17 protein-coding genes are annotated in these 20,305 nt (G+C 70.1%); 13 read left to right on the top strand and 4 right to left on the bottom strand.

The genetic code is table 11. The annotated features are described in order from the left end of the window. Nucleotides 1-11 precede the first annotated feature (11 nt). Nucleotides 12-848 (bottom strand): aldo/keto reductase, encoded by an 837-nt coding sequence (locus ACFY6U_RS00695; protein WP_390034384.1) that lies wholly within the window; start codon nucleotides 846-848, stop codon nucleotides 12-14. 333 nt (nucleotides 849-1,181) lie between these two features. On the opposite strand from ACFY6U_RS00695, the gene ACFY6U_RS00690 reads away from it, so the two are divergent. From ACFY6U_RS00690 to ACFY6U_RS00650, 9 genes are read left to right on the top strand one after another with little or no spacing between them, the layout of a single operon-like run. Beyond that, nucleotides 1,182-1,322 (top strand): pyrroloquinoline quinone precursor peptide PqqA, encoded by a 141-nt coding sequence (locus ACFY6U_RS00690; protein ID WP_390034383.1) that lies wholly within the window; start codon nucleotides 1,182-1,184, stop codon nucleotides 1,320-1,322. 20 nt (nucleotides 1,323-1,342) lie between these two features. Continuing rightward, on the top strand, nucleotides 1,343-2,107 hold the full coding sequence (gene pqqC / locus ACFY6U_RS00685; RefSeq protein WP_351500048.1) for a pyrroloquinoline-quinone synthase PqqC: 765 nt from the start codon (nucleotides 1,343-1,345) through the stop codon (nucleotides 2,105-2,107). After that, on the top strand, nucleotides 2,104-2,358 hold the full coding sequence (pqqD, locus tag ACFY6U_RS00680) for a pyrroloquinoline quinone biosynthesis peptide chaperone PqqD (protein WP_351500050.1): 255 nt from the start codon (nucleotides 2,104-2,106) through the stop codon (nucleotides 2,356-2,358). Before pqqC ends, pqqD begins: the two co-directional genes overlap by 4 nt. After that, nucleotides 2,346-3,446 carry a pyrroloquinoline quinone biosynthesis protein PqqE gene (gene pqqE, locus ACFY6U_RS00675; protein ID WP_390034382.1) on the top strand — a complete coding sequence of 367 codons (1,101 nt, stop codon included), beginning with the start codon at nucleotides 2,346-2,348 and terminating at the stop codon, nucleotides 3,444-3,446. The genes pqqD and pqqE overlap by 13 nt, the downstream gene beginning before the upstream one ends. Beyond that, a complete protein-coding gene (locus ACFY6U_RS00670; RefSeq protein WP_390034381.1) occupies nucleotides 3,443-4,627 on the top strand; it encodes a glycoside hydrolase family 105 protein in 1,185 nt (394 codons plus the stop codon). The genes pqqE and ACFY6U_RS00670 overlap by 4 nt, the downstream gene beginning before the upstream one ends. Nucleotides 4,628-4,631: 4 nt before the next feature. Continuing rightward, entirely contained in the window at nucleotides 4,632-5,420 is a 789-nt protein-coding gene (locus tag ACFY6U_RS00665; protein ID WP_390034380.1) for a Tat pathway signal sequence domain protein, read from the top strand. A 12-nt stretch (nucleotides 5,421-5,432) separates the two neighbouring features. Further along, nucleotides 5,433-8,669: a glycosyl hydrolase family 28 protein gene (locus ACFY6U_RS00660; RefSeq protein WP_390034379.1), complete on the top strand. Its 3,237-nt coding sequence runs from the start codon at nucleotides 5,433-5,435 to the stop codon at nucleotides 8,667-8,669. After that, on the top strand, nucleotides 8,666-10,915 hold the full coding sequence (locus tag ACFY6U_RS00655) for an alpha-galactosidase (RefSeq protein ID WP_390034378.1): 2,250 nt from the start codon (nucleotides 8,666-8,668) through the stop codon (nucleotides 10,913-10,915). The genes ACFY6U_RS00660 and ACFY6U_RS00655 overlap by 4 nt, the downstream gene beginning before the upstream one ends. Nucleotides 10,916-10,929: 14 nt before the next feature. Beyond that, nucleotides 10,930-12,960 carry a PQQ-dependent sugar dehydrogenase gene (locus ACFY6U_RS00650; protein ID WP_390034377.1) on the top strand — a complete coding sequence of 677 codons (2,031 nt, stop codon included), beginning with the start codon at nucleotides 10,930-10,932 and terminating at the stop codon, nucleotides 12,958-12,960. Nucleotides 12,961-12,967: 7 nt separating this feature from the next. Here the strand turns inward: ACFY6U_RS00650 and ACFY6U_RS00645 are convergent, their stop codons facing one another. Beyond that, a complete protein-coding gene (locus tag ACFY6U_RS00645; RefSeq protein ID WP_390034376.1) occupies nucleotides 12,968-14,794 on the bottom strand; it encodes an AMP-dependent synthetase/ligase in 1,827 nt (608 codons plus the stop codon). 341 nt (nucleotides 14,795-15,135) lie between these two features. Between ACFY6U_RS00645 and ACFY6U_RS00640 the strand changes: the two genes are divergently transcribed. Continuing rightward, entirely contained in the window at nucleotides 15,136-16,116 is a 981-nt protein-coding gene (locus tag ACFY6U_RS00640; RefSeq protein ID WP_390034375.1) for an Lrp/AsnC family transcriptional regulator, read from the top strand. Between the two features lie 89 nt (nucleotides 16,117-16,205). On the opposite strand, the gene ACFY6U_RS00635 is transcribed toward ACFY6U_RS00640, so the two are convergent. Beyond that, nucleotides 16,206-17,069, bottom strand: a complete 864-nt coding sequence (locus tag ACFY6U_RS00635; protein WP_390034374.1) for a LysR substrate-binding domain-containing protein — start codon at nucleotides 17,067-17,069, stop codon at nucleotides 16,206-16,208. 186 nt (nucleotides 17,070-17,255) lie between these two features. Here ACFY6U_RS00635 and ACFY6U_RS00630 point away from each other — a divergent pair, with 186 nt between their 5' ends. After that, a complete protein-coding gene (locus ACFY6U_RS00630) occupies nucleotides 17,256-18,278 on the top strand; it encodes a bile acid:sodium symporter family protein (RefSeq protein ID WP_390035166.1) in 1,023 nt (340 codons plus the stop codon). A gap of 8 nt (nucleotides 18,279-18,286) precedes the next feature. On the opposite strand, the gene ACFY6U_RS00625 is transcribed toward ACFY6U_RS00630, so the two are convergent. Beyond that, nucleotides 18,287-19,204, bottom strand: coding sequence for a zinc-binding alcohol dehydrogenase family protein (locus ACFY6U_RS00625; RefSeq protein WP_390034373.1), 918 nt, complete (start codon nucleotides 19,202-19,204; stop codon nucleotides 18,287-18,289). A gap of 114 nt (nucleotides 19,205-19,318) precedes the next feature. Between ACFY6U_RS00625 and ACFY6U_RS00620 the strand changes: the two genes are divergently transcribed. Further along, a complete protein-coding gene (locus ACFY6U_RS00620) occupies nucleotides 19,319-19,759 on the top strand; it encodes a MarR family winged helix-turn-helix transcriptional regulator (RefSeq protein WP_390034372.1) in 441 nt (146 codons plus the stop codon). A 16-nt stretch (nucleotides 19,760-19,775) separates the two neighbouring features. After that, on the top strand, nucleotides 19,776-20,303 hold the full coding sequence (locus tag ACFY6U_RS00615; protein WP_351500074.1) for an isochorismatase family protein: 528 nt from the start codon (nucleotides 19,776-19,778) through the stop codon (nucleotides 20,301-20,303). Nucleotides 20,304-20,305: the final 2 nt, after the last annotated feature.

Here is a 20,305-nt window from a genome sequence, read left to right as displayed (position 1 = left end):
CGGGTTCCGGCTCAGCCCACGTCGAAGGTGGCCGGGTCCGGGCCGATGCGCCGGTCCTCGTTGAGCGCGCTGATCGCCGCGAGGTCCTCGGTGTCCAGGCTGAAGTCGAAGACCTGGATGTTCTCCTTGATCCGGGACGGGGTCACGGACTTCGGGATCACGACGTTGCCGAGCTGGATGTGCCAGCGCAGCACGATCTGGGCCGGAGTGCGGTTGTGCTTCTGCGCGATCGCGATGATCGCCGGCACCTCCAGGAGGCCCTTGCCCTGGCCGAGCGGTGACCAGGCCTCGGTGGCGATGCCCTGCTCCTCGTGGAACTCCCGGGACGCGTGCTGCTGCAGATGCGGGTGCAGCTCGATCTGGTTGACCGCCGGGATGACCGAGGTCTCCGCGATCAGCCGCTCCAGGTGCTCCGGAAGGAAGTTGGAGACACCGATCGCCTTGATACGGCCGTCGGCGTGCAGCTTCTCGAACGCCTTGTACGAGTCGATGTACTTGCCCCGGCCCGGCAGCGGCCAGTGGATGAGGTACAGGTCCAGGTAGTCCAGACCCAGCTTCGCCAGCGACGCGTCGAAGGCGCGCAGGGTGGCGTCGTACCCGTGGTCGGCGTTCCAGAGCTTGGTGGTGACGAAGATGTGCTCGCGCGGTACGCCGGACGCGGCGATCGCCTTGCCGGTGCCCTCTTCGTTGCCGTAGATCGCCGCTGTGTCGATGCTGCGGTACCCGGCCTCCAGCGCCGTGGCGACGGCCCGCTCGGCCTCGTCGTCCGGCACCTGCCACACGCCGAAGCCCAGCTGGGGCATCTCCACGCCGTTGTTGAGGATTTTCGGGGGGACCTTGCTGCTCACGAGCTCTCGATCCTTAGGTTGTCGACAGGTGGTACTCCCATCGTCAACGATCACCGGCCCCGACGCATTCCTGACCGCGGAATCTGCCGGAACTGACCGATGGGTCAGCCGCCGCGGGCGGAGATTGGCCGGAAATGCATCCGACGTTATGGGTCCGGACCATTGACCGCGGCCCGTTTCTGCCGGGACTCTGGTGCGCACGTCGGACGTATCGCTGAACCCGGTGCAGAGATGTGAACGTCCCTGTGGGGTTCCCGATCGATCCCTGTGAACAGAGATACCTCTCTCTGCACTCTGAGACCCCCCAACCTCAGGAAAGCAGGTACCCACGCCATGAACGAGACGACCTCCGAAGACCGTCAGCCGGAACCCGCCGGCCCGCAGACATCGGATGAAAAGGTCTGGCGAAGCCCTGGTTACCAGGTCGTGGAGACCGCCCTGGAAGTGACCGGCTACGCCCTCGGCGACCGCTGATCCGCCCCGGGCGGGCCGTCATGACCGTCACCGCCGTCACCGCCGTCGGCTCCGGGACGGCCGCCGAACCCTGGCCGGCCCCGGAGTTCACCGAACGTCTGCGCGCCGTCACCGCAGACCGCTACCACGACCGGCACCCCTTCAACCAGCGTATGCACCGGGGTGAGTTGACCCCGGCCGAACTGCGCCGCTGGATCGCCAACCGCTTCCACTACCAGCGGCACATCCCCGTCAAGGACGCCCTGATCCTCGCCAAACTCGACCGGCCCGAGCTGCGTCGTCCGTGGCTGCGCCGCATCCGCGACCACGACGGCACCGCGGAGGGCGAGGGCGGCATCGAGCGCTGGCTGCGCCTCGGCGAGGCGGCCGGCGTCCCCCGCGAACAGCTGTGGGACAGCTCCCGGGTGCTGCCCGGGGTGCGCTTCGCGGTCGAGGGGTACGTCACCTTCTGCCGCCTGCGCCCCGTACTGGACGCGGTCGCCGCCTCCCTCACCGAACTGTCTGCACCCGGTCTCATGCGCACCCGCATCGCCGCCTTCGAACGCCACTACCCGTGGATCGACCCGGCCGGCCTCGGCTACTTCCGCACCCGCGTCGACCAGGGCGCCCGGGACGGCGCGGAGGCCCTCGCGCTGGTCCTGACCTGGGCCCGCACCCGGGAGGAGCAGCAACGCGCGGTCGCCGCGCTCGCCTACAAGTGCGAGGTGCTGTGGTCGCTGCTCGACGCCGTCGACCGCGGGGACACCGGTGGCTGGGGCGACGCCCCGGACGGCTGCGGGCCGTGACCTGGCGGCCCGTCCTCGCCCGCACGGTCGTCCTGCGCCACGACCGGGTCCGCGGCACCGATCTGTTGCTGCTGCCCGAGCGCGTGGTCGTGCTGCACGGCCGGGCGGGCGGCGTGCTCCGGCTGTGCGACGGCAGCCGGGCGGTGGCCGAGATCGTCGCCGAACTCGCCGAGGACTTCCCGGGCGCCCCGGTCGCGGCCGAGGTCCCGGAGTTCCTGACGGCGTTACGGAAGGAGGGATGGCTGCGATGACGACTGCGGATCCGGACGGACCGGCGCCGCCCTGGGCGCTGCTCGCCGAGCTCACCCATGCCTGTCCGCTGCGCTGCGGCTACTGCTCCAACCCCGTCCGACTGATCGGTCGGTCAGCGGAACTGGGGACCGGACAGTGGGCCGAGGTGTTCCGGGAGGCCGGTGAGCTCGGCGTCGTCCAGACCCACCTGTCCGGCGGTGAACCGCTGCTCAGACGCGATCTGCCGGAGCTGGTCGGTGCCGCCGACACCGCCGGCCTGCACACCCAGCTCGTCACCAGCGGGCTCGGGCTGAGCGAGCGGCGGCTGGCGGGACTGGTCGGTGCCGGGCTGCGCGGTGTGCAGCTGTCCGTGCAGCACGCGGAGCCGACGGCCGCCGAACGCATCGCGGGCGCCCGCTCGTTCGCGGCCAAGGAGCGCGCGGCCCGGCTGATCCGGGCGGCGGGCCTGCCCTTCGGCCTGAACGTCGTCCTGCACCGGGGCAACCTGGACGCCGTCGAGGACCTGATCGCTCTCGGCGTGGCCTGGGGCGCGGACCGGATCGAGCTGGCCAACACCCAGTACCACGGCTGGGCGGCCCGTAACCGCGCCGCCCTGCTGCCGCTGCCCGGACAGGTCGAGCGGGCCCGCGAGACGGTCCTTCGGTGGCGCCGGCGCCTGGACGAACCGGAGCTGGTCTGGGTCGCCCCCGACCTCCTCACCGGCACGGCGAAACCCTGCATGGGCGGCTGGGGCCGGATCTCGCTCACCGTCACCCCCGACGGCACCGTCCTGCCCTGTCCGGCCGCGGCCACCCTGCCCGGCCTCGACCCGCCCAACGTCAGGGACCGTCGACTCGCCTGGATCTGGCGGGAGTCGAAGGCCTTCAACGCCTACCGGGGCGAGTCCTGGATGCGCGAGCCCTGCCGCGGCTGCGCCCTGCGCACCGCCGACTTCGGCGGCTGCCGCTGCCAGGCGTACGCGCTCACCGGAGACGCCCGCAACACCGACCCGGCCTGCCGCCACGCCCCCGACCACCACCTCGTACCCCTGCGGCGGACCTCCGAGGCCGCCGCCCCCAGAGAAGCCCTTGCAGAAGGAGGACCATGAAACGCCTGCGAGTCGCCCTCGCGGCCGTCGCCCTCACCACCGCCCCCCTGGTCGCGCTCCCCGCGGCCGTACCCCCGCCCGCCCTCGCCGCGGCCGCGGCCCCGACCAGGCCGGCCGCCGCCGCCGACTGGTCCACCGCGGTCGTCGACTCCACCATGGCCCGCTACACCCCGAGCACCATCGGCGGCTGGTCCTACCCGGTCGGCCTCTACCTCTACGGCCAGTACCTCACCTACCGGCGCACCCACGACCCCCGTTACCTCACCTACATCAAGAACTACGTCGACCGGTTCGTGAAGAGCGACGGCTCCATCGACCAGTCCTTCAACAGCCTGGACAGCATGCAGGCGGGCCGGCTCCTGGTGATCCTGCACCACGAGACGGGCCAGGACCGCTACCGCAAGGCCGCCAAGAAGATCCGCGACCGCCTGAACACCTACCCGCGCACGAGCGACGGCGGCTTCTGGCACGCGGACAACTCCAGCCGCGCCCATCAACTCTGGGCGGACGGCGTCTACATGGTGAACCCGTTCCTCGTCGAGTACGGCAGGGAGTTCGGGGACAGCGCGTACACCGACGACGAGGCCGCCAAGCAGCTCGCCGTCTACGGCGGCCACCTCCAGGTCGCGAACGGCCTGCTCAAACACGCCTACGACGAGTCGAAGAGCGCGAGTTGGGCGGATCCGCAGACCGGCCTCGCCCCCGAGCACTGGTGCCGGGCCGTCGGCTGGTACGCGATGGCGATCGTCAACGTGCTGGACGCGATCCCGGCGAACCAACCTCGCCGCCCGCAACTCCTCGGCATCCTCCAGAAGTTGGCGGCCGGTCTGGAGAAGTACCAGGACCCGGCGACCGGCCGCTGGTTCCAGGTGATCGACAAGGGCGGCCGGAGCGACAACTGGACCGAGACCTCCTGCTCCAGCATGTTCACCTACGCCCTCTCGCGCGGCGCCCAGCAGCACTACCTCGACCCGCACTACGCGGACGTCGCCCGCCGCGGCTACCAGGGCGTCCTCGCCGAAGTGTCCGTCGGCGCGGACGGCCGTACCGACCTGGCCGACATCTCGATCGGCACCAACGTCGGCGACTACGCGTACTACGTCGGCCGCACCCGGGCCGTGAACGACTTCCACGGCCTCGGGGCCTTCCTGATCATGAACGAGCAACTGCGAGGTGACTAGTGTCATGAGCACAACATCCAGAAGGGCGGTTCTCGGAGCCGCGCTCGCCGGAGCCGCCACGGCCGCCGTCGGTCTGCCCGCGACCACCGCGCACGCGGCGTCCTGGCAGCTCAAGTGGCAGCCGTCGGCGAGCAGTGACGGCCTCGGCGCCTTCGAGACCGTCGAGGACGACCGCGCCGACTCCCACCCCGCCGGGCAGCCGCACATCTACGCCACGGGGAACAACTGGCGCTTCAACATGCACACGGTCGACCGCGACACCTCGACCGACCGCCAGCGCCAGGAGGTCACCGGCCTGCGCACGGGTGCCGGCAGCTACCTCAAGTGGAACGAGGGCCAGACCTGGCGGGTCACCTACTCGATGTACATCCCGAACTCGCTCAAGGCGACCACCACCTTCACCCACATCATGCAGATGAAACAGCCCGGCACCGGCACCTCGCCGATCGTCGTGCAGTCGCTGCGACGCGTGAACGGCAAGCAGACCATCGAGCTGAAGCTCGCCATCGACGACATCCTCGTCGGCCGCACCGACCTCGACCCGCTGCACGACACCTGGACCGACGTCGACTTCCAGATCAAGGTCGGCAACGGCTCGGCGGGTTCGGTCCGCTGGATCCTCAAGTCCGGCGGCGCCACGGTGATCGACGCCTCGAAGACCGGTGTCGACACCTTCCTGGCCGACCGGGTCCGCCCGAAGTGGGGCATCTACCGCTCCCTCGGCGACACCTCGGGTTCGCTCCAGGACACCTATCTCCTGCTCACCAACCTCCGCGGCTACCAACAGGTGTGAGGAACCGCCACCATGAAACCCCCCACCGCCGGCCGGCACAGTGCTGCCGCCGTCGTCCTCTTCGTCCTCGCCGTCGTCCTCGGCCTCTCCCGTCCCGCGGCCCTCGCCGCCCCGCAGACCGACGCACCACGCGCCGGCGCCGTCTACGACGTGCGTGACTACGGCGCCAAGGGCGACGGCTCCACCAACGACAGCCCGGCCGTCGACAAGGCCATCACGGCCGCGAACTCGGCGGGCGGCGGCACCGTCCGCTTCACCGCCGGCACCTACAAGTCCAAGAACACCATCCACATGAAGAGCCATGTGACGCTCCAGCTCGACATGGGCGCCACCCTCCAGGGCTCCAGCGCGGACACCTACGACAAGGCCGAGTCCAACCCGTACGACGCCTACCAGGACTACGGCCACAGCCACTTCCACGACGCGATGATCTACGGCGACAAGCTCACCGACATCGGCTTCGTCGGCCAGGGCGTCATCGACGGCGCGGGCAACCTGATCACCGGCAACCCGAAGACCGGCGAGGCTGACAAGATCATCTCGCTGACCCGGTGCGACGGCCTCCGGATCGGTGACGGCCTCACCCTCCGCCGCGGCGGCCACTTCGCGGCCCTCATCAACGGCTGCACCGACGTGACGTCCGACCACCTGACCATCGACACCGCGAGCGACCGCGACGGCTGGAACGTCATCTCCACCACGAACGCCACGATCACCAACGCCACCATCCACGCCAACGACGACGCCCTGGTCTTCAAGAGCGACTACGCACTCGGCGCGAAGCTGCCCAACGGGCACGTCCGGGTGAGTGGTTCGACGCTCGGCGCCAAGTGCTGCAACGCCCTGATGTTCGGCTCCGAGACCTGCGGCGACTTCTCGGACTACCAGTTCGAGAACATCCGCATCGAGGGCGCCGACAAGTCCGGCCTCGGCATGGTCTCCATGGACGGCGCGAAGATCTCCGACGTCCACTACCGCGACATCACGATGACGAACGTCCATTCGCCGATCATGGAGAAGATCGGGACGAGGAAACGCTGCGGGAACAGCCCCGGCGTCGGATCGATCAGCGATGTCACGTACGACAACATCACCGCCACCGGCAACAGCCCCTCCTTCAGTCCGACCCTGTGGGGCGAGAGCGGCCACCGCATCAGCGGGGTCACCTTCACCAACGTCAACATCACCGTCCCCGGCGGCACCGGCACCATGTCCACCGGAGTGCCGAGCAACGACCCGAACGACTACAACCCCAAGGCCATCGGCACCCGGCCCGCCTACGGCTGGTACCTGCACAACGCCGACCACGTCCAGTTCACCGACAGCAGCGTGAAGTTCGCCGCGAACGACGGCCGTCCCGCGGTCATCGCCAACGCGGCGAGCGACCTCCGCCTCACCCGCTTCACCGCCCAGAAGGGCAGCGACTCCCCGTACGACGTCGGCCTCCAGGACGTCAGGGGAGCCTGTCTGACGGACAGTCACAACAGCTCCGGGGGCGCGCTCCGCGTCTCCGGCGGTCAGGACTGCACGGCGGCCGCACGGCCGCTCGACCTGGAGAACCCCCGCCAGGACTTCCTGCGCGACTCCGTCGGCGGGCTCTTCCTGCACTGGGGCGAGCGCACCGCGCCCGCACACACCAGCTGCACCGCCTGGGAGAACGACGTCACGAACGGCGGCTGGACCCCCGACTACTGGGTGAACGAGGCGCAGAAGCTGCACACCCAGTACCTCGTCCTCGCCACCTTCCACAGCCGGCTCGGCTACGCCCGCCCCTGGCCCTCGAAGATCCCCGGCTCCTGCTCCACCAAGCGGGACTTCCTCGGCGAACTGATCACCGCGGCCAAGGCCAAGGGCATGAAGGTCATCCTCTACATGACCAACGACCCGCAGTGGCACGACGAGGGCGGCCACGAGTGGCTGGACTCGGCCGCCTACTCCGCCTACAAGGGCAAGAACGTCGACCTGACCACCAACGACGGCTTCGGGCAGTTTAGTTACGACAACTTCTTCGAGGTCATGGACCGCTACCCCGACCTCGGCGGCTTCTGGATCGACAACGACAACGCGTACTGGGAGAGCCACGACCTCTACCAGCAGATCTACGAGAAGCGCCCGAACTACACGCTCAGCAACAACAACGAGGACACGCCGATCATGGACATGATCAGCAATGAGCAGAAGACGGGGATGACACCGGCCTACGACTACCCGCAGGCCGTCTACACCGCCCAACCCCGGCTGACCGAGGCCGATTTCAAGCTGCCCTCGACCGGCGCCTGGTGGTACGACGGCTCCGACCCGTCCGTCGACAAGATGCTCACCCTCGGCCGCCTCGTCACCAACACGGGCTCCTCGGTGAAGGCGCTGATGGCCGAAACCGCCCAGGTCAACGGCAAGTTCCCGGCGAACCAGGCCGCCTTCAACAACTTCGCCAACTCCTACCTGGGTTCCATCTGGGAGTCCCTGCACGGCACCGAGGGCGGCGGCTACATGTACGGCGGCCTCAAACCCGGCTTCTGGAACGACGGCGCCCACGGCGTGACGACGATCGCCAAGGACGACCCGAACCGCCAGTACGTCCACGTCCTGACCCCGCCGTCCACCGGCACCCTGCGGATCCGCGACAACGGCTACCGGATCGCCTCCGTCACCAACCTCCGCACCGGCAAGGCGGTTTCGTGGTCGCAGTCCGGCGGTGTGCTCACCCTGACCGGGCTCGGCGACTGGGACCCGTACGACACCGTCTTCAAGGTCACCACGGCCGGCCGCCAGGGCATCCTCTCCGGCGTCAAGGTGACCGCGAGCGCCGCGGCGAGCGGCCACGCGGGCTCGGCCGCCGGGGACGGCGACTACCTCACCTACTGGGACAACAACAAGACCCTGCCCGTCAACCTCACCTTCGACCTCGGCTCGGCCAAGAAGGTGCAGTACATCGGGCTCAACCAGCGCGAGGACTCGGTCGCCTACGCCCGCTCGGACACCGAGCAGTCGGCGCGGATCAAGGCGTACAAGATCTTCCTCAGCAACGACGGCACCACCTGGGGGAGCGCCGTCAAGAGCGGCGAACTGCCCAGCAGGCGCGGCATCCAGGGCATCGACCTCACCGCCGCCACGGCCCGCTACGTCCGCGTGGAGGTGGACTCCACCTGGGCCGCCTCGACCGACACCACCCGCTACCAGCGGCTGCGCATCGACGAGGCCTGGATCGGCACGTCGTACGCGACACCCGCGAACGGAGTACGCCCGTGACCCGGATCAGAGCCCTCACGGTGGCCGCCGCCGCACTGCTGGCAGCCTCCGCGGTGCCGCTCGTGGGCACCGCCCACCCGGCCGCCGCCTCCGACAACGGCCTGTCCGTCCGGCCCGCCATGGGCTGGAGCAGCTGGAGCTATGTCCGCCGCCAGCCCACCGCGGCCAAGATCGAGGCCCAGGCCGACGCCCTGGTCGCGAGCGGACTGAAGGACCACGGCTTCGTCTACGTCAACCTCGACGACTTCTACCAGAAGTGCGACTCCAACGGCTTCACCGTCGACTCCTACGGCCGCTGGGCGGTCGACCCCGCCAAGTTCCCCGACGGCATCAAGGCGGTCGCCGACTACGTCCACGCCAAGGGCCTGAAGTTCGGCTTCTACGTCACACCCGGCATCGCCAAGAACGCCGTCACCAAGAACACCCCGATCGAGGGCACGTCGTACCACGCGAAGGACATCGCGGACACCTCGAAGACCGAGAAGAACTACAACTGCAAGAACATGTACTACATCGACTACTCCAAGCCGGGCGCCCAGGAGTTCGTCGACTCCTGGGCCAGGCAGTTCGCGTCCTGGGGTGTCGACTACCTGAAGATCGACGGAGTGGGCAGCCAGGACATCCCCGACGTCCAGGCCTGGTCCACGGCGCTGCGCGCCAGCGGACGGCCCATCAACTTCGCGCTCTCCAACAACCTTCCCATCGCCGACGCCCCCACCTGGAAGTCCCTGGCCAACAGCTGGCGCACCCAGGGCGACGTCGAGTGCTACTGCGGTCCCGGCGACAACGGCAGCGGCTATCCGCTCACCGACTGGTCGCACGTCTCCGCCCGCTTCAACACGGCCGCCAACTGGCAGCAGTACGCGGGCCCCGGCGGCTGGAACGACCTGGACTCCCTGGAGATCGGCAACGGCGACCAGGTGGGCCTCACCGCCGACCAGCGGCGCTCCCACTTCACCCTGTGGGCGATGGCCGCCGCGCCCCTGCTGCTCGGCACCGACCTCACCCACCTCGACACCGTCGACAAGGCCATGCTCACCAACGACCGGCTGATCGGCGTCGACCAGGACGGGGTGGCCGCGAAGCGGCTCGTGAACAGCGGGGTCAAGCAGGTCTGGAGCAAGAAGGAGGCCGACGGACAGTACGTCGTGGCCCTCTTCAACACCGGCACCTCCGGCAACGCCACGGTGAGCGTCGACTGGTCCCAGGTCGGTTTCTCCGGCTCCGGTGACGTCACCGACCTGTGGTCCGGTTCCCACAAGGGCACGGTCGCCGGCACCTACAGTGCGACCCTGCGACCCGGCGAGACACGGCTGATCCGCGTCAAGCCGGTCAGCTCCCTCACCGCTGCGGCGGCCACGCCGGGCTTCGCGGTCGCCCCCTACGAATACCTCGGCTGGGGCTCCCCGCAGAACCCGACCTCGGTGATGTCGGCGACCGGCGTCAAGTGGTTCACCCTCGCCTTCGTGCTCTCCGACGGCACCTGCAACCCCAAGTGGGACGGCTCCCGTGCGCTCACCGGCGGCGACGACCAGTCGAAGATCAACGCGATCCGGGCGGCCGGCGGCGACGTGATCGTCTCCGTGGGCGGCTGGAGCGGGAACAAACTCGGCGAGAAGTGCTCCAGCGCGAGCGCCCTGGCCGGGGCGTACCAGAAGGTCGTCAACGCCTACAGGCTCAAGGCTCTCGACATCGACATCGAGAACACCGAGTGGTCCAACGCCACCGTCCGCCAGCGGGTCGTGGACGCGCTGAAGACGGTCAAGGCGAACAACCCCGGTCTGAAGACCGTCATCACCTTCGGCACCACCAGCAGCGGTCCCGACTCCACCGGCGTCGACATGATCAAGCGGGCCGCGAACTCCGGTCTGGCGAACGACGTCTGGTGCATCATGCCGTTCGACTTCGGCGGCGGTGCCACCACCATGGGCAGCCTCACCACCAAGGCCATGGAAGGGCTCAAGGCCCAGGTGAAGTCGGCGTACGGCTACAGCGACGCCACCGCGTACGCGCACATCGGGCTGTCGTCGATGAACGGCAAGACCGACGACTCCGGTGAGCGCGTCCGGGTTGCCGACTTCAAGACCATGCTCGCCTACGCCCAGCAGCACCACATCGGCCGCCTCACCTACTGGTCCGTCAACCGCGACCGGGCGTGCGGCTCCGGCGGCGACGGCGACGCGTGCAGCGGAGTGTCGCAGCAGCCCTACGACTATCTCAAGGTCTTCGCCCAGTACACGGGCTGAGGGGAACAACAGCCATGAATCTCCGGAGAGTTCTGCCCTACGGCCTGGCCGCGGCGCTCGCGCTGCCACTGGCCGGCCTCAGCCAGGGCACCGCCCTCGCGGCCACCGACTACCAGGCCGAGGACGCCACGGTCTCGCAGGGCACCGTCGCCACCAACCACACCGGGTACACCGGTACCGGCTTCGTCGACTACACCAACGTCAAGGGCTCGTACGTGGAGTTCACGGTCAGTGCGGCCACCGCCGGCACCTCCGCGCTCGCCGTGCGCTTCGCCAACGGCACCGACACCGACCGGCCGATGGACATCTCCGTCAACGGCACGGTCGTCGCCTCCGGCGTCTCCTTCCCGGCCACCGCCGACTGGAACACCTGGGCGACGAAGACGGTGAACGTCCCGCTGACCGCGGGCAGCAACAAGATCCGCGCCACCGCCACCACCGCGAACGGCGGCCCCAACCTGGACAAGGTCAGCATCGGCACGGCGGCCGACACCCAGGCCCCCACCCGCCCCGGCCAGCCCTCCTGCTCCGACATCGGCGAGGACGCGCTCACCCTCGCCTGGGGCGCGGCCACGGACAACGTGGGCGTGACGGCGTACGACCTCTACGAGCACGGCAACAAGATCGGTGAGGCGCCCGGGAGTTCGACGGCGAAGACCCTCACCGGGCTCGCCCCGAACACCACCTACGACCTCACCGTCATCGCCCGCGACGCGGCCGGCAACACCTCGCCGGCCAGTCCCGTCGTCGACTGCACGACCAACCCGAGCAGTGACAGCACGCCGCCCACCACCCCCGGCACCCTGTCCGCGACCGGCATCACCGCGAACTCGGCCGACCTCAGCTGGGGCGCGTCCACCGACGACCGGGCCGTCACCGCGTACGACATCCGCAGCGGGAGCACCGTCTACAAGACGGTCACCGACGGCACGACCACCACCCTCACCGGCCTCGCCTGCGACAGCCCCTACACCCTGGACGTGGTCGCCCGGGACGCGGCCGGGAACGTCTCCCAGCCGAGCAACGCCGTCACCTTCACCACCAAGGCCTGCGCCACCGACGGCGGCACGCCTTCCTCCATCGCCACGCTCTCCAGCGGCTGGACCATCCCCTGGGGCACCTACTGGATGCCCGACGGCAAGACCGCGCTGGTCACCGAGCGGGACGACTTCCGCGTCTGGAAGGTGACCAAGGACGGCACCCGGACCCAGGTCGGGACCGTCCCGAACGCCGTCACCACCAACGGGGAAGGCGGACTGCTCGGTGTCGCCGTCGACCCGAAGTGGGAGACGAACCACTACGTCTACTTCATGCACACCGCCGACGAGGGCAACCGCGTCGTCCGCATGACCTACGACGGCACCACGCTCAGCAATTACAAGATCCTCCTCCAGGGCATCAAGAAGAACCGCTACCACAACGGCGGCCGGCTCCTCTTCGGGCCCGACGGCTACCTCTACGTCTCCACCGGGGAGGCCCAGACACCCGACCTCGCCCAGGACAAGAACTCCCTCAACGGCAAGATCCTGCGGATGACGACCGACGGGAAACCGGCCCCCGGCAACCCGTTCGGCAACTACGTCTACAGCCTCGGCCACCGCAACCCGCAGGGCCTCGCCTTCGACCGCAACGGGCGCCTGTGGGAAGCCGAGTTCGGCAACAGCTCCAAGGACGAGCTGAACCTGATCAAGCCGGGCGCCAACTACGGCTGGCCGACCTGTGAGGGCACCTGCTCGGTCGCCGGGATGACCAATCCCAAGGCCACCTGGAACGTCTCCGAGGCGTCCCCGAGTGGCATCGCCATCGTCCGCAACGTCGTCTACATGGCCTCGCTGCGCGGCGAACGGCTCTGGCGCATCCCGATCAACGGCGACACCGAGAACGTCGGCACCCCGACGGCGTACTACGTGGGAACCTACGGACGCCTGCGGACCGTGACCAAGGTGCCGGGCGCCGACCAGCTGTGGCTGTCCACCACCAACTGCGACAACAACGGCAACGAGCCGGACGGATCCGACAAGATCTTCCGGGTCAGTATCAGCTGACGGGGCATCAGGCCCGGTACAGGGCCTCGACCTCGTTGGCGTAGGCGTTCTCGATCGCCTTGCGCTTGAGCTTCAACGACGGGGTCAGCAAGCCGTGTTCCTCGGTGAACGGCTGGGCGAGGATACGGAACGTACGGATCGACTCGGCCTGCGAGACCAGGGTGTTGGCGGCCACCACCGCGCGCCGCACCTCGGTCTCCAGGTCGGCGTCGCGCACCAGCTGGGCCGCGGACATCTGGGGCTTGCCGCGCATGGTCAGCCAGTGCTCGACCGCCTCGGTGTCGAGGGTGACCAGGGCGGCGATGTAGGGGCGGTCGTTGCCGACCACGATGCACTGGTTGACCAGCGGATGGTCCCGCACCCGCTCCTCCAGCACACCGGGGGAGACGCTCTTGCCGCCGGAGGTCACCAGGATCTCCTTCTTGCGGCCGGTGATCGTCAGATAGCCGTCCTCGTCGAGGGAGCCCAGGTCGCCGGTGGCCAGCCAGCCGTCGTGCAGGGTGGCGTCGGTGGCCTTCTGGTTGTTCAGGTAGCCCTGGAAGACGTTGCCGCCGTGCAGCCAGATCTCCCCGTCGTCCGCGATGTGCACGGTGGTGCCCGGAATGGCCTGGCCGACCGTGCCGTACCGGGTGCGCTCGGGCGGGTTGGCGGTGGCGGCCGCCGTCGACTCGGTCAGGCCGTAGCCCTCGTAGATCTGCACGCCCGCGCCGGCGAAGAACAGGCCGAGCCGGCGGTCCATGGCCGAGCCGCCGGACATGGCGTTGCGGATCCTGCCGCCCATCGCGGTGCGCACCTTGGCGTAGACGAGCTTGTCGAAGAGCTGGTGCTGCATGCGCAGCGACGCCGACGGGCCGGGACCGGTGCCCCAGGCCTTCGCCTCGACGGCGTCCGCGTACTTCACCGCGATCTCCACCGCCTTCTCGAACGGCCCGCCCTTGCCGTCCTTCTCCGCCTTGCGCCGCGCCGCGTTGAACACCTTCTCGAAGATGTACGGCACGGCGAGGATGAACGTCGGCCGGAACGCGGCCAGGTCGGGCAGGAGCGCGGCCGCGTGCAGCTGCGGCTGGTGGCCGAAGCGGACCCCGTGCCGGATCGCCGCCACCTCCACCATGCGGCCGAAGACGTGCGCGAGCGGCAGGAAGAGCAGGGTGGACACCTCCTCGCCCTTCTTCGCCCGGAACACCGACTCCCAGCGGGCGACGACCGTGTCCGCCTCGTACATGAAGTTCCCGTGCGACAGGACGCAGCCCTTCGGGCGCCCCGTGGTGCCCGAGGTGTAGATGATCGTGGCCACCGAGTCGGGCGTGACCGCCTGCCGGTGCCGGTGCACCACCTCGTCGTCGAGGTGCGCGCCCGCGTCGTACAGCTCCTGCACCGCGCCCTCGTCGAGCTGCCACAGCTGGCGCAGCTGCGGCAGCCGGTCGATGACGGTGGCGATCGTCATCGCGTGGTCCTCGTGCTCCACGACCGCCGCCGTGCACTCGGCGTCGTACAGCATCCAGAAGCACTGCTCTGCCGACGAGGTCGGGTAGACCGGCACCACCTGGGCGCCGACGGTCCACAGCGCGAAGTCGAACAGCGTCCACTCGTAGCGGGTGCGGGACATGATGGCGACCCGGTCGCCGAAGCGGATCCCACGGGCGAGGAGCCCCTTGGCAAGGGCCAGGACCTCGTCGCGGAACTCGGCGGCGGTCACGTCACGCCACCGGCCGAGCTCGTCCTTGCGGCCCAGCGCGACGTGCAGCGGGTCCGTCTGGGCATGCTCGAACACGCTGTCGGCCAGACCGCCGACCGGCGGTGCCGACGCCAACGGCGGGTTGGTGAACTCGCGCAAACCCCGCTCCCCGCTCCTCGCTCCACAGTGACGGTAGTAGTGACGCTCTGCACAGCGCCGTGAAAGCTACCCCACCGGAAGACCGTTCGGGAGGGGGTGCGAAAACGAGCATTGCTCTCGTATGACCGCGTTCACGTCCGGAAAATACGCCCACATGGGGAAGGGCCGGACAGAATCCTTACGGTTCAGTAAGTTCCGCCTCCGTAATCTCCACGGAATCTGTACCACCCGATTACGGCCCCCGGCCGGTTACCCGCCGGTCAGGTGCGGGCACAGCAGCGCCCTCTGATGACTGCGCCGGGGCGGCCGATTTCGTCACTCCGTCCGAGTACGGTTCAGGGATGCTGGAGCTGGAATCCGACACGCTGGATCCGTTGGACGTGCAACTGCTCAGCGCGCTGGAGGTCGACGGCCGCGCCTCGTTCAGCCGGATCGCGGCCGTGCTCGGGGTCTCCGACCAGACGATCGCCCGCCGTTACCGGCGGCTGTGCGCCGAGGCCGGGCTGCGGGTCGTCGCGGTCCGTGACGCCGAGCGGCTCGGCCAGGACCAGTGGATGCTCCGGCTGCGCTGCGCACCCGACGGCGCCACCGTCATCGCCGACGCGCTCGCCAAGCGCCCCGACACCGCCTGGATCGGACTGGCCTCCGGCGGCACGGAGATCGTCTGCATGACCCGGCCGCGCAGTCCCGGCGACCACGACGACCTGCTGCTCGGCAAGCTGCCGCGGACCCCGAGCGTGGTGGAGATCCGGGCGCAGCAACTGCTGCACCGGTTCTACGGGGGGCCGACCGGGTGGGTGCGGAAGTTCCGGGCGCTGTCGGAGGAGCAGGCGGCAGCGCTGCGGCCGGCGCCGCCGGAGACCGAGGGGCCCGCGCGGCTGGAGCCCGAGGACGCGCCGTTGCTCGCCGCGTTGGAGCGGGACGGGCGGGCGACGTATCCGGAGTTGCAGCGGGCGACAGGGCGGTCCGAGTCCTCGGTGAAGCGGCGGCTGGCCGCGCTGATCGGGTCCGGGGCGGTGTACATCGACGTGGAGTACCGGTCCGAGGTGCTGGGATTCTCGAAGTCCGCGGTGTTGTGGATCACCACCACGCCGGCCGCGATGCATTCCGTGGGCGAGGCGCTGGCGGCCCATGACGAGGTGGCGTCCGCCGCGGCCACCGCCGGGCCGTCGCATGTCGTGGTGACGGCGGTGCTGCGGGACACGGCGCATCTGTACGCGTACCTGAGCGGGCCGGTGGGGCGGCTGGAGGGGGTGCAGCATGTGGAGGTCATGCCGTTTTTGCGCCGTGTGAAGCAACTTACGTATCAGAGGTTGTCGTGAGTCCGGCGGCCGGTGGGGGCTGGGCGCGCAGTTCCTCCCCCAGCCTTCGGCCGGGGGTACCCCCAGCGCCCCGTTCGGGGGCGCTGTGGCTAGGGGCGTCTCAAGCGGGCTCCGCTGGCCAGGATTGCTGCCGCCAAGGCGTCTGCTGCTGCCTGTGCCGGTGATCTCCTCGGGCCGTGTACGAGGACGAAGTCGACCTTGCCCAGTTCCGGCAGGCCCGCCCGGTCCGGGACGCGGAACAGGCCCGGGGGGATCAGGCCCTTCGAGTGGGCCATCACGCCCAGGCCGGCCTGGGCCGCCGCGAGCAGGCCGTTGAGGCTGCCGCTCGTGCAGACGATGCGCCAGTCGCGGCCCTGGCGCTCCAGCGCCTCCAGGGCCCGTGCGCGGGTGATGCCCGGCGGAGGGTAGACGATCAGCGGGACCGGGCGGGCGGGGTCCAGGCGGAGCCGTTCCGCGCCGATCCACACCAGGTCGTCGTGCCAGACCAGCTCGCCCGTCGGGTCCTCGGTGCGCCGCTTGGCCAGGACCAGGTCCAGCTTCCCGGCGGCCAGCTGCTCGTGCAGGGTGCCCGAGAGCTCCACCGTCAGTTCGAGGTCGACCTCGGGGTGGTCGTGGCGGAATCCCTCCAGGATCTCCGGCAGCCGGGTGAGGACGAAGTCCTCCGACGCGCCGAAGCGGAGCCGGCCGCGGACCCGGGTGCCGGTGAAGAAGGCCGCCGCCTGCTCGTGCACCTCCAGGATCCGGCGGGCGAACCCGAGCATCGCCTCGCCGTCCTCGGTCAGCTCCACGGAGTGCGTGTCGCGGGAGAACAGCTGACGGCCGGCCGCGTCCTCCAGGCGGCGCACATGCTGGCTCACCGTGGACTGGCGCAGCCCGAGCCGTCGGGCGGCCTGGGTGAAGCTGAGTGTCTGGGCCACGGCCAGGAAGGTGCGCAGCTGCGAAGGGTCGTACACTCGAACATGTTATCGCGAAACGCGATGGCAGTCAGAGTGGTATACCGGATTCCCGATCACGTGCCGGAGGAGGACGATGGAGGGGGCCCTTCCGGCCCCGGCGAGAAACCGGCCGTGCCGGCCGGCACGACACCCTGACCGACCCGCAAGTGGAGCACCGTGAAACGCCTGAGCTGGCCCAGTCGGATGCCGATCGACCCGTACGTCCTGCTGTTGCTCGGGACGGTATGCCTCGCCGCGCTCCTTCCGGCCCGGGACACGGCCGCCGACGTGGCCTCCGGTGCCTCCACGGCCGCGATCGCCTTTCTGTTCTTCCTCTACGGCGCCCGCCTGTCCACCCGCGAGGCCGTCGACGGGCTGCGGCACTGGCGGCTCCATGTCACGGTCCTGGTCTGCACCTTCGTGGTCTTCCCGGTGCTCGGCATCGCGGCTCGCGGGCTGGTGCCGGTCCTGCTCACCCATCCGCTCTACCAGGGCCTCCTGTTCCTGACCCTGGTGCCCTCCACCATCCAGTCGTCGATCGCCTTCACCTCCATCGCGCGCGGCAACGTGCCGGCCGCGATCTGCGCCGGCTCCTTCTCCTCGCTGGTCGGCATCGTCCTCACGCCGTTGCTCGCCGCCGCGCTGCTCGGCAACAGCGGGGGCGGGTTCTCCGCCGACTCGATCGTGAAGATCGTGCTCCAGCTGCTGGTGCCGTTCGTCGCCGGGCAGCTGCTGCGCCGGTGGGTCGGCGGCTTCGTCGCCCGGCACAAGAAGATCCTCGGCCTGGTCGACCGCGGCTCCATCCTGCTCGTGGTCTACACCGCGTTCAGCGAGGGCATGGTCCGGGGCATCTGGCACCAGGTCAGTGTGGTCCGCCTGGCGGGGCTCCTCGCCGTCGAGGCCGTGCTGCTCGCCGTGATGCTCCTGCTGACCTGGTACGGCGCCAAGGCGCTCGGCTTCGGCCGCGGGGACCGCATCGCCATCCAGTTCGCCGGGTCGAAGAAGTCCCTCGCCTCCGGGCTGCCGATGGCCAGCGTCCTCTTCGGGGCCCACGCCTCGCTGGCCGTGCTGCCGCTGATGCTCTTCCACCAGATGCAGCTCATGGTGTGCGCGGTGATCGCCAAGCGCCGCGCCCACGACCCGGAGACCCGGGAGGATTCCGCGTCGCCGCCCGCCCCGGCGGCGCAGCCGCGTCCGGCGGTCGGCACCGGGACGACCGGCCGCTGAGCCACCGGTCACGGGATCAGTGCGACCTTGCCCAGGTTGGCCCGGGTCTCGATCAGCCGGTGCGCCTGCGCCGCCTCCGTCAGTGCGAACTCCCCGTGCACGGCGGGCCGTACGGCCCCTTCCGTGAACAGGCGCCACAACTCCTGACGCCATTCCTCGTACAGCGCCGGCCGCTCGCGGGCGATCCGGGCCATCTGGAAGCCGGTCACCGACTTGGCGCCGACCAGCAGGTCGTAGGCCTGGACCGTGCCGCCGCCCGAGCTGTACGCCACCAGCCTGCCGCCGGGGGCCAGGGCGGCGAGGGCCGGGGTGAGCAGGTCGCCGCCGACCGCGTCCAGGGCGTAGTCGGCCGGAGTGCCCCAGTCCTCGTCGGCGTACGTGACCACCGCGTCGGCACCCAGGGAGCGGACGAAGGGAGCCTTCGCCCGGTCGGAGACGGCGGCCACGACGCGGCCCGCTCCCCGGGCGCGGGCCAGTTGGACGGCGAGGTGGCCGACCCCGCTCGCGGCGGCGGTGACGAGGGCCGTCTCGCCCGGTTCGGGGCGGGCCGCGGCCAGGGCGCCGAGGGCGACCAGGCCGCCGCGGACCAGGGCGACCGCCTCGACGGCGGACGCGGTCCCGGGGACGGGGGAGGCCATCGCCTCGTGCAGGACGGCGAAGTCGGCGTAGCCGTGGCCGAAGCACAGGCCCGCGACCCGGTCGCCGGCATGGAAGCGGGTGACTCCCGCGCCGACGGCCACCACCGCACCGGCGATCTCGCCGCCCAGCGCGATCGGCTTCGCCGCCTCGGTGACCTTGCGGACCACGGCCAGCGTGACCCCGACCGCCTCGCAGCGGACGAGCAGCTCACCGGGCCCGGCCTCGGGGACCGGGGTCTCCTCCAGGAACAGGGGGCCGCCGGTGGACTCGTACCGGACGCGACGCATCGCACCTCCACGGAGCATGAGATTCGTTGGGAGCACCAATGGTAAACAAGCTCATGGGTGAGTCCAACGATTTTTCGTTGGGAAAGCCAATGGATCCTTGGTTACGCTGACCTCATGGCAGAAGCCCCCCTCCCCGCAATCCGCGCCCTGCCCAGCTGGCTGCTCGGGCGGGCCGCCGCCCGTGGCCGGGCCCTCGTCGCCGAGGCGCTCGCGGAACACGGCATGCGGATGTGGCACCACGTGGTACTCTCCGCCGTCCGCGACCTCGCCCCGGTCGCCCAGGCCGATCTCGGCCGGTCCGTGTCCCTCGACCCCAAGGACCTCGTCGGCGTCCTCAACGACCTCCAGGCCGCCGGACTCGTCGTCCGCGCACCCGATCCCGCCGACCGCCGCAAGAACGCGGTCTCCCTCACGGCCGAGGGCGACCGCATCCTCGGCCGCTGCGAACAGGCGGCGCGCGAGGCCAACGACACGCTGCTCGCCCCGCTGTCGGCTGCCGAACGCGACCAGTTCACGGGCCTGTTGATCCGGATTTCCGGTACGGACGGCTCATGACGGCTAACGTTCCGTCATGACCGCACCCCTGGCGCTCGATCCGGCGCGCACCGCCCTTGTCCTCGTCGACCTGATGGACCGCATCGTCGCGCTGCCCCTGGAGCCCCGCAAAGGCACCGAAGTCCTGCACACCGCCGAGGAGCTGGCCCGCGCCTTTCGCGCCGCCGGCGCGCCCGTGGTGCTGATCCGCGTCGAGCGGCCCTCCCTCGCCGAGCAGCCGCCGGGCAGCGGACTCGTCGCCGGACTCGGGAAGGAAGGGGACCTGGAGATCGTCAAGCGGACGATCGGCGGCTTCCAGGGCACGGAACTCGACGCCCGGCTGCGCCGGCTCGGCGTCACCCGGCTGGTGTTCGGCGGCATCGCCACCAACCTCGGCGTCGAGTCCACCGCCCGCGCCGCCGCCGACCTCGGCTACGACCTGGTCTTCGTCGAGGACGCCATGGCCGCGCTCACCGGCGCCGAGCACGAGGCGTCCGTCCGGCTCGACTTCCCGCGCCTCGGCACGGTCGTCACCGCCGCCGACGTCCGCCTCGGCCCCGCCTGACC

Origin of the sequence: Streptomyces sp. NPDC013157 (genome assembly GCF_042899865.1) — a bacterium.
Classification (GTDB): Bacteria; Actinomycetota; Actinomycetes; order Streptomycetales; family Streptomycetaceae; genus Streptomyces.
Note: the sequence above shows the minus strand (reverse complement) of the source record. Positions and strands in the feature narration are given on the sequence as shown.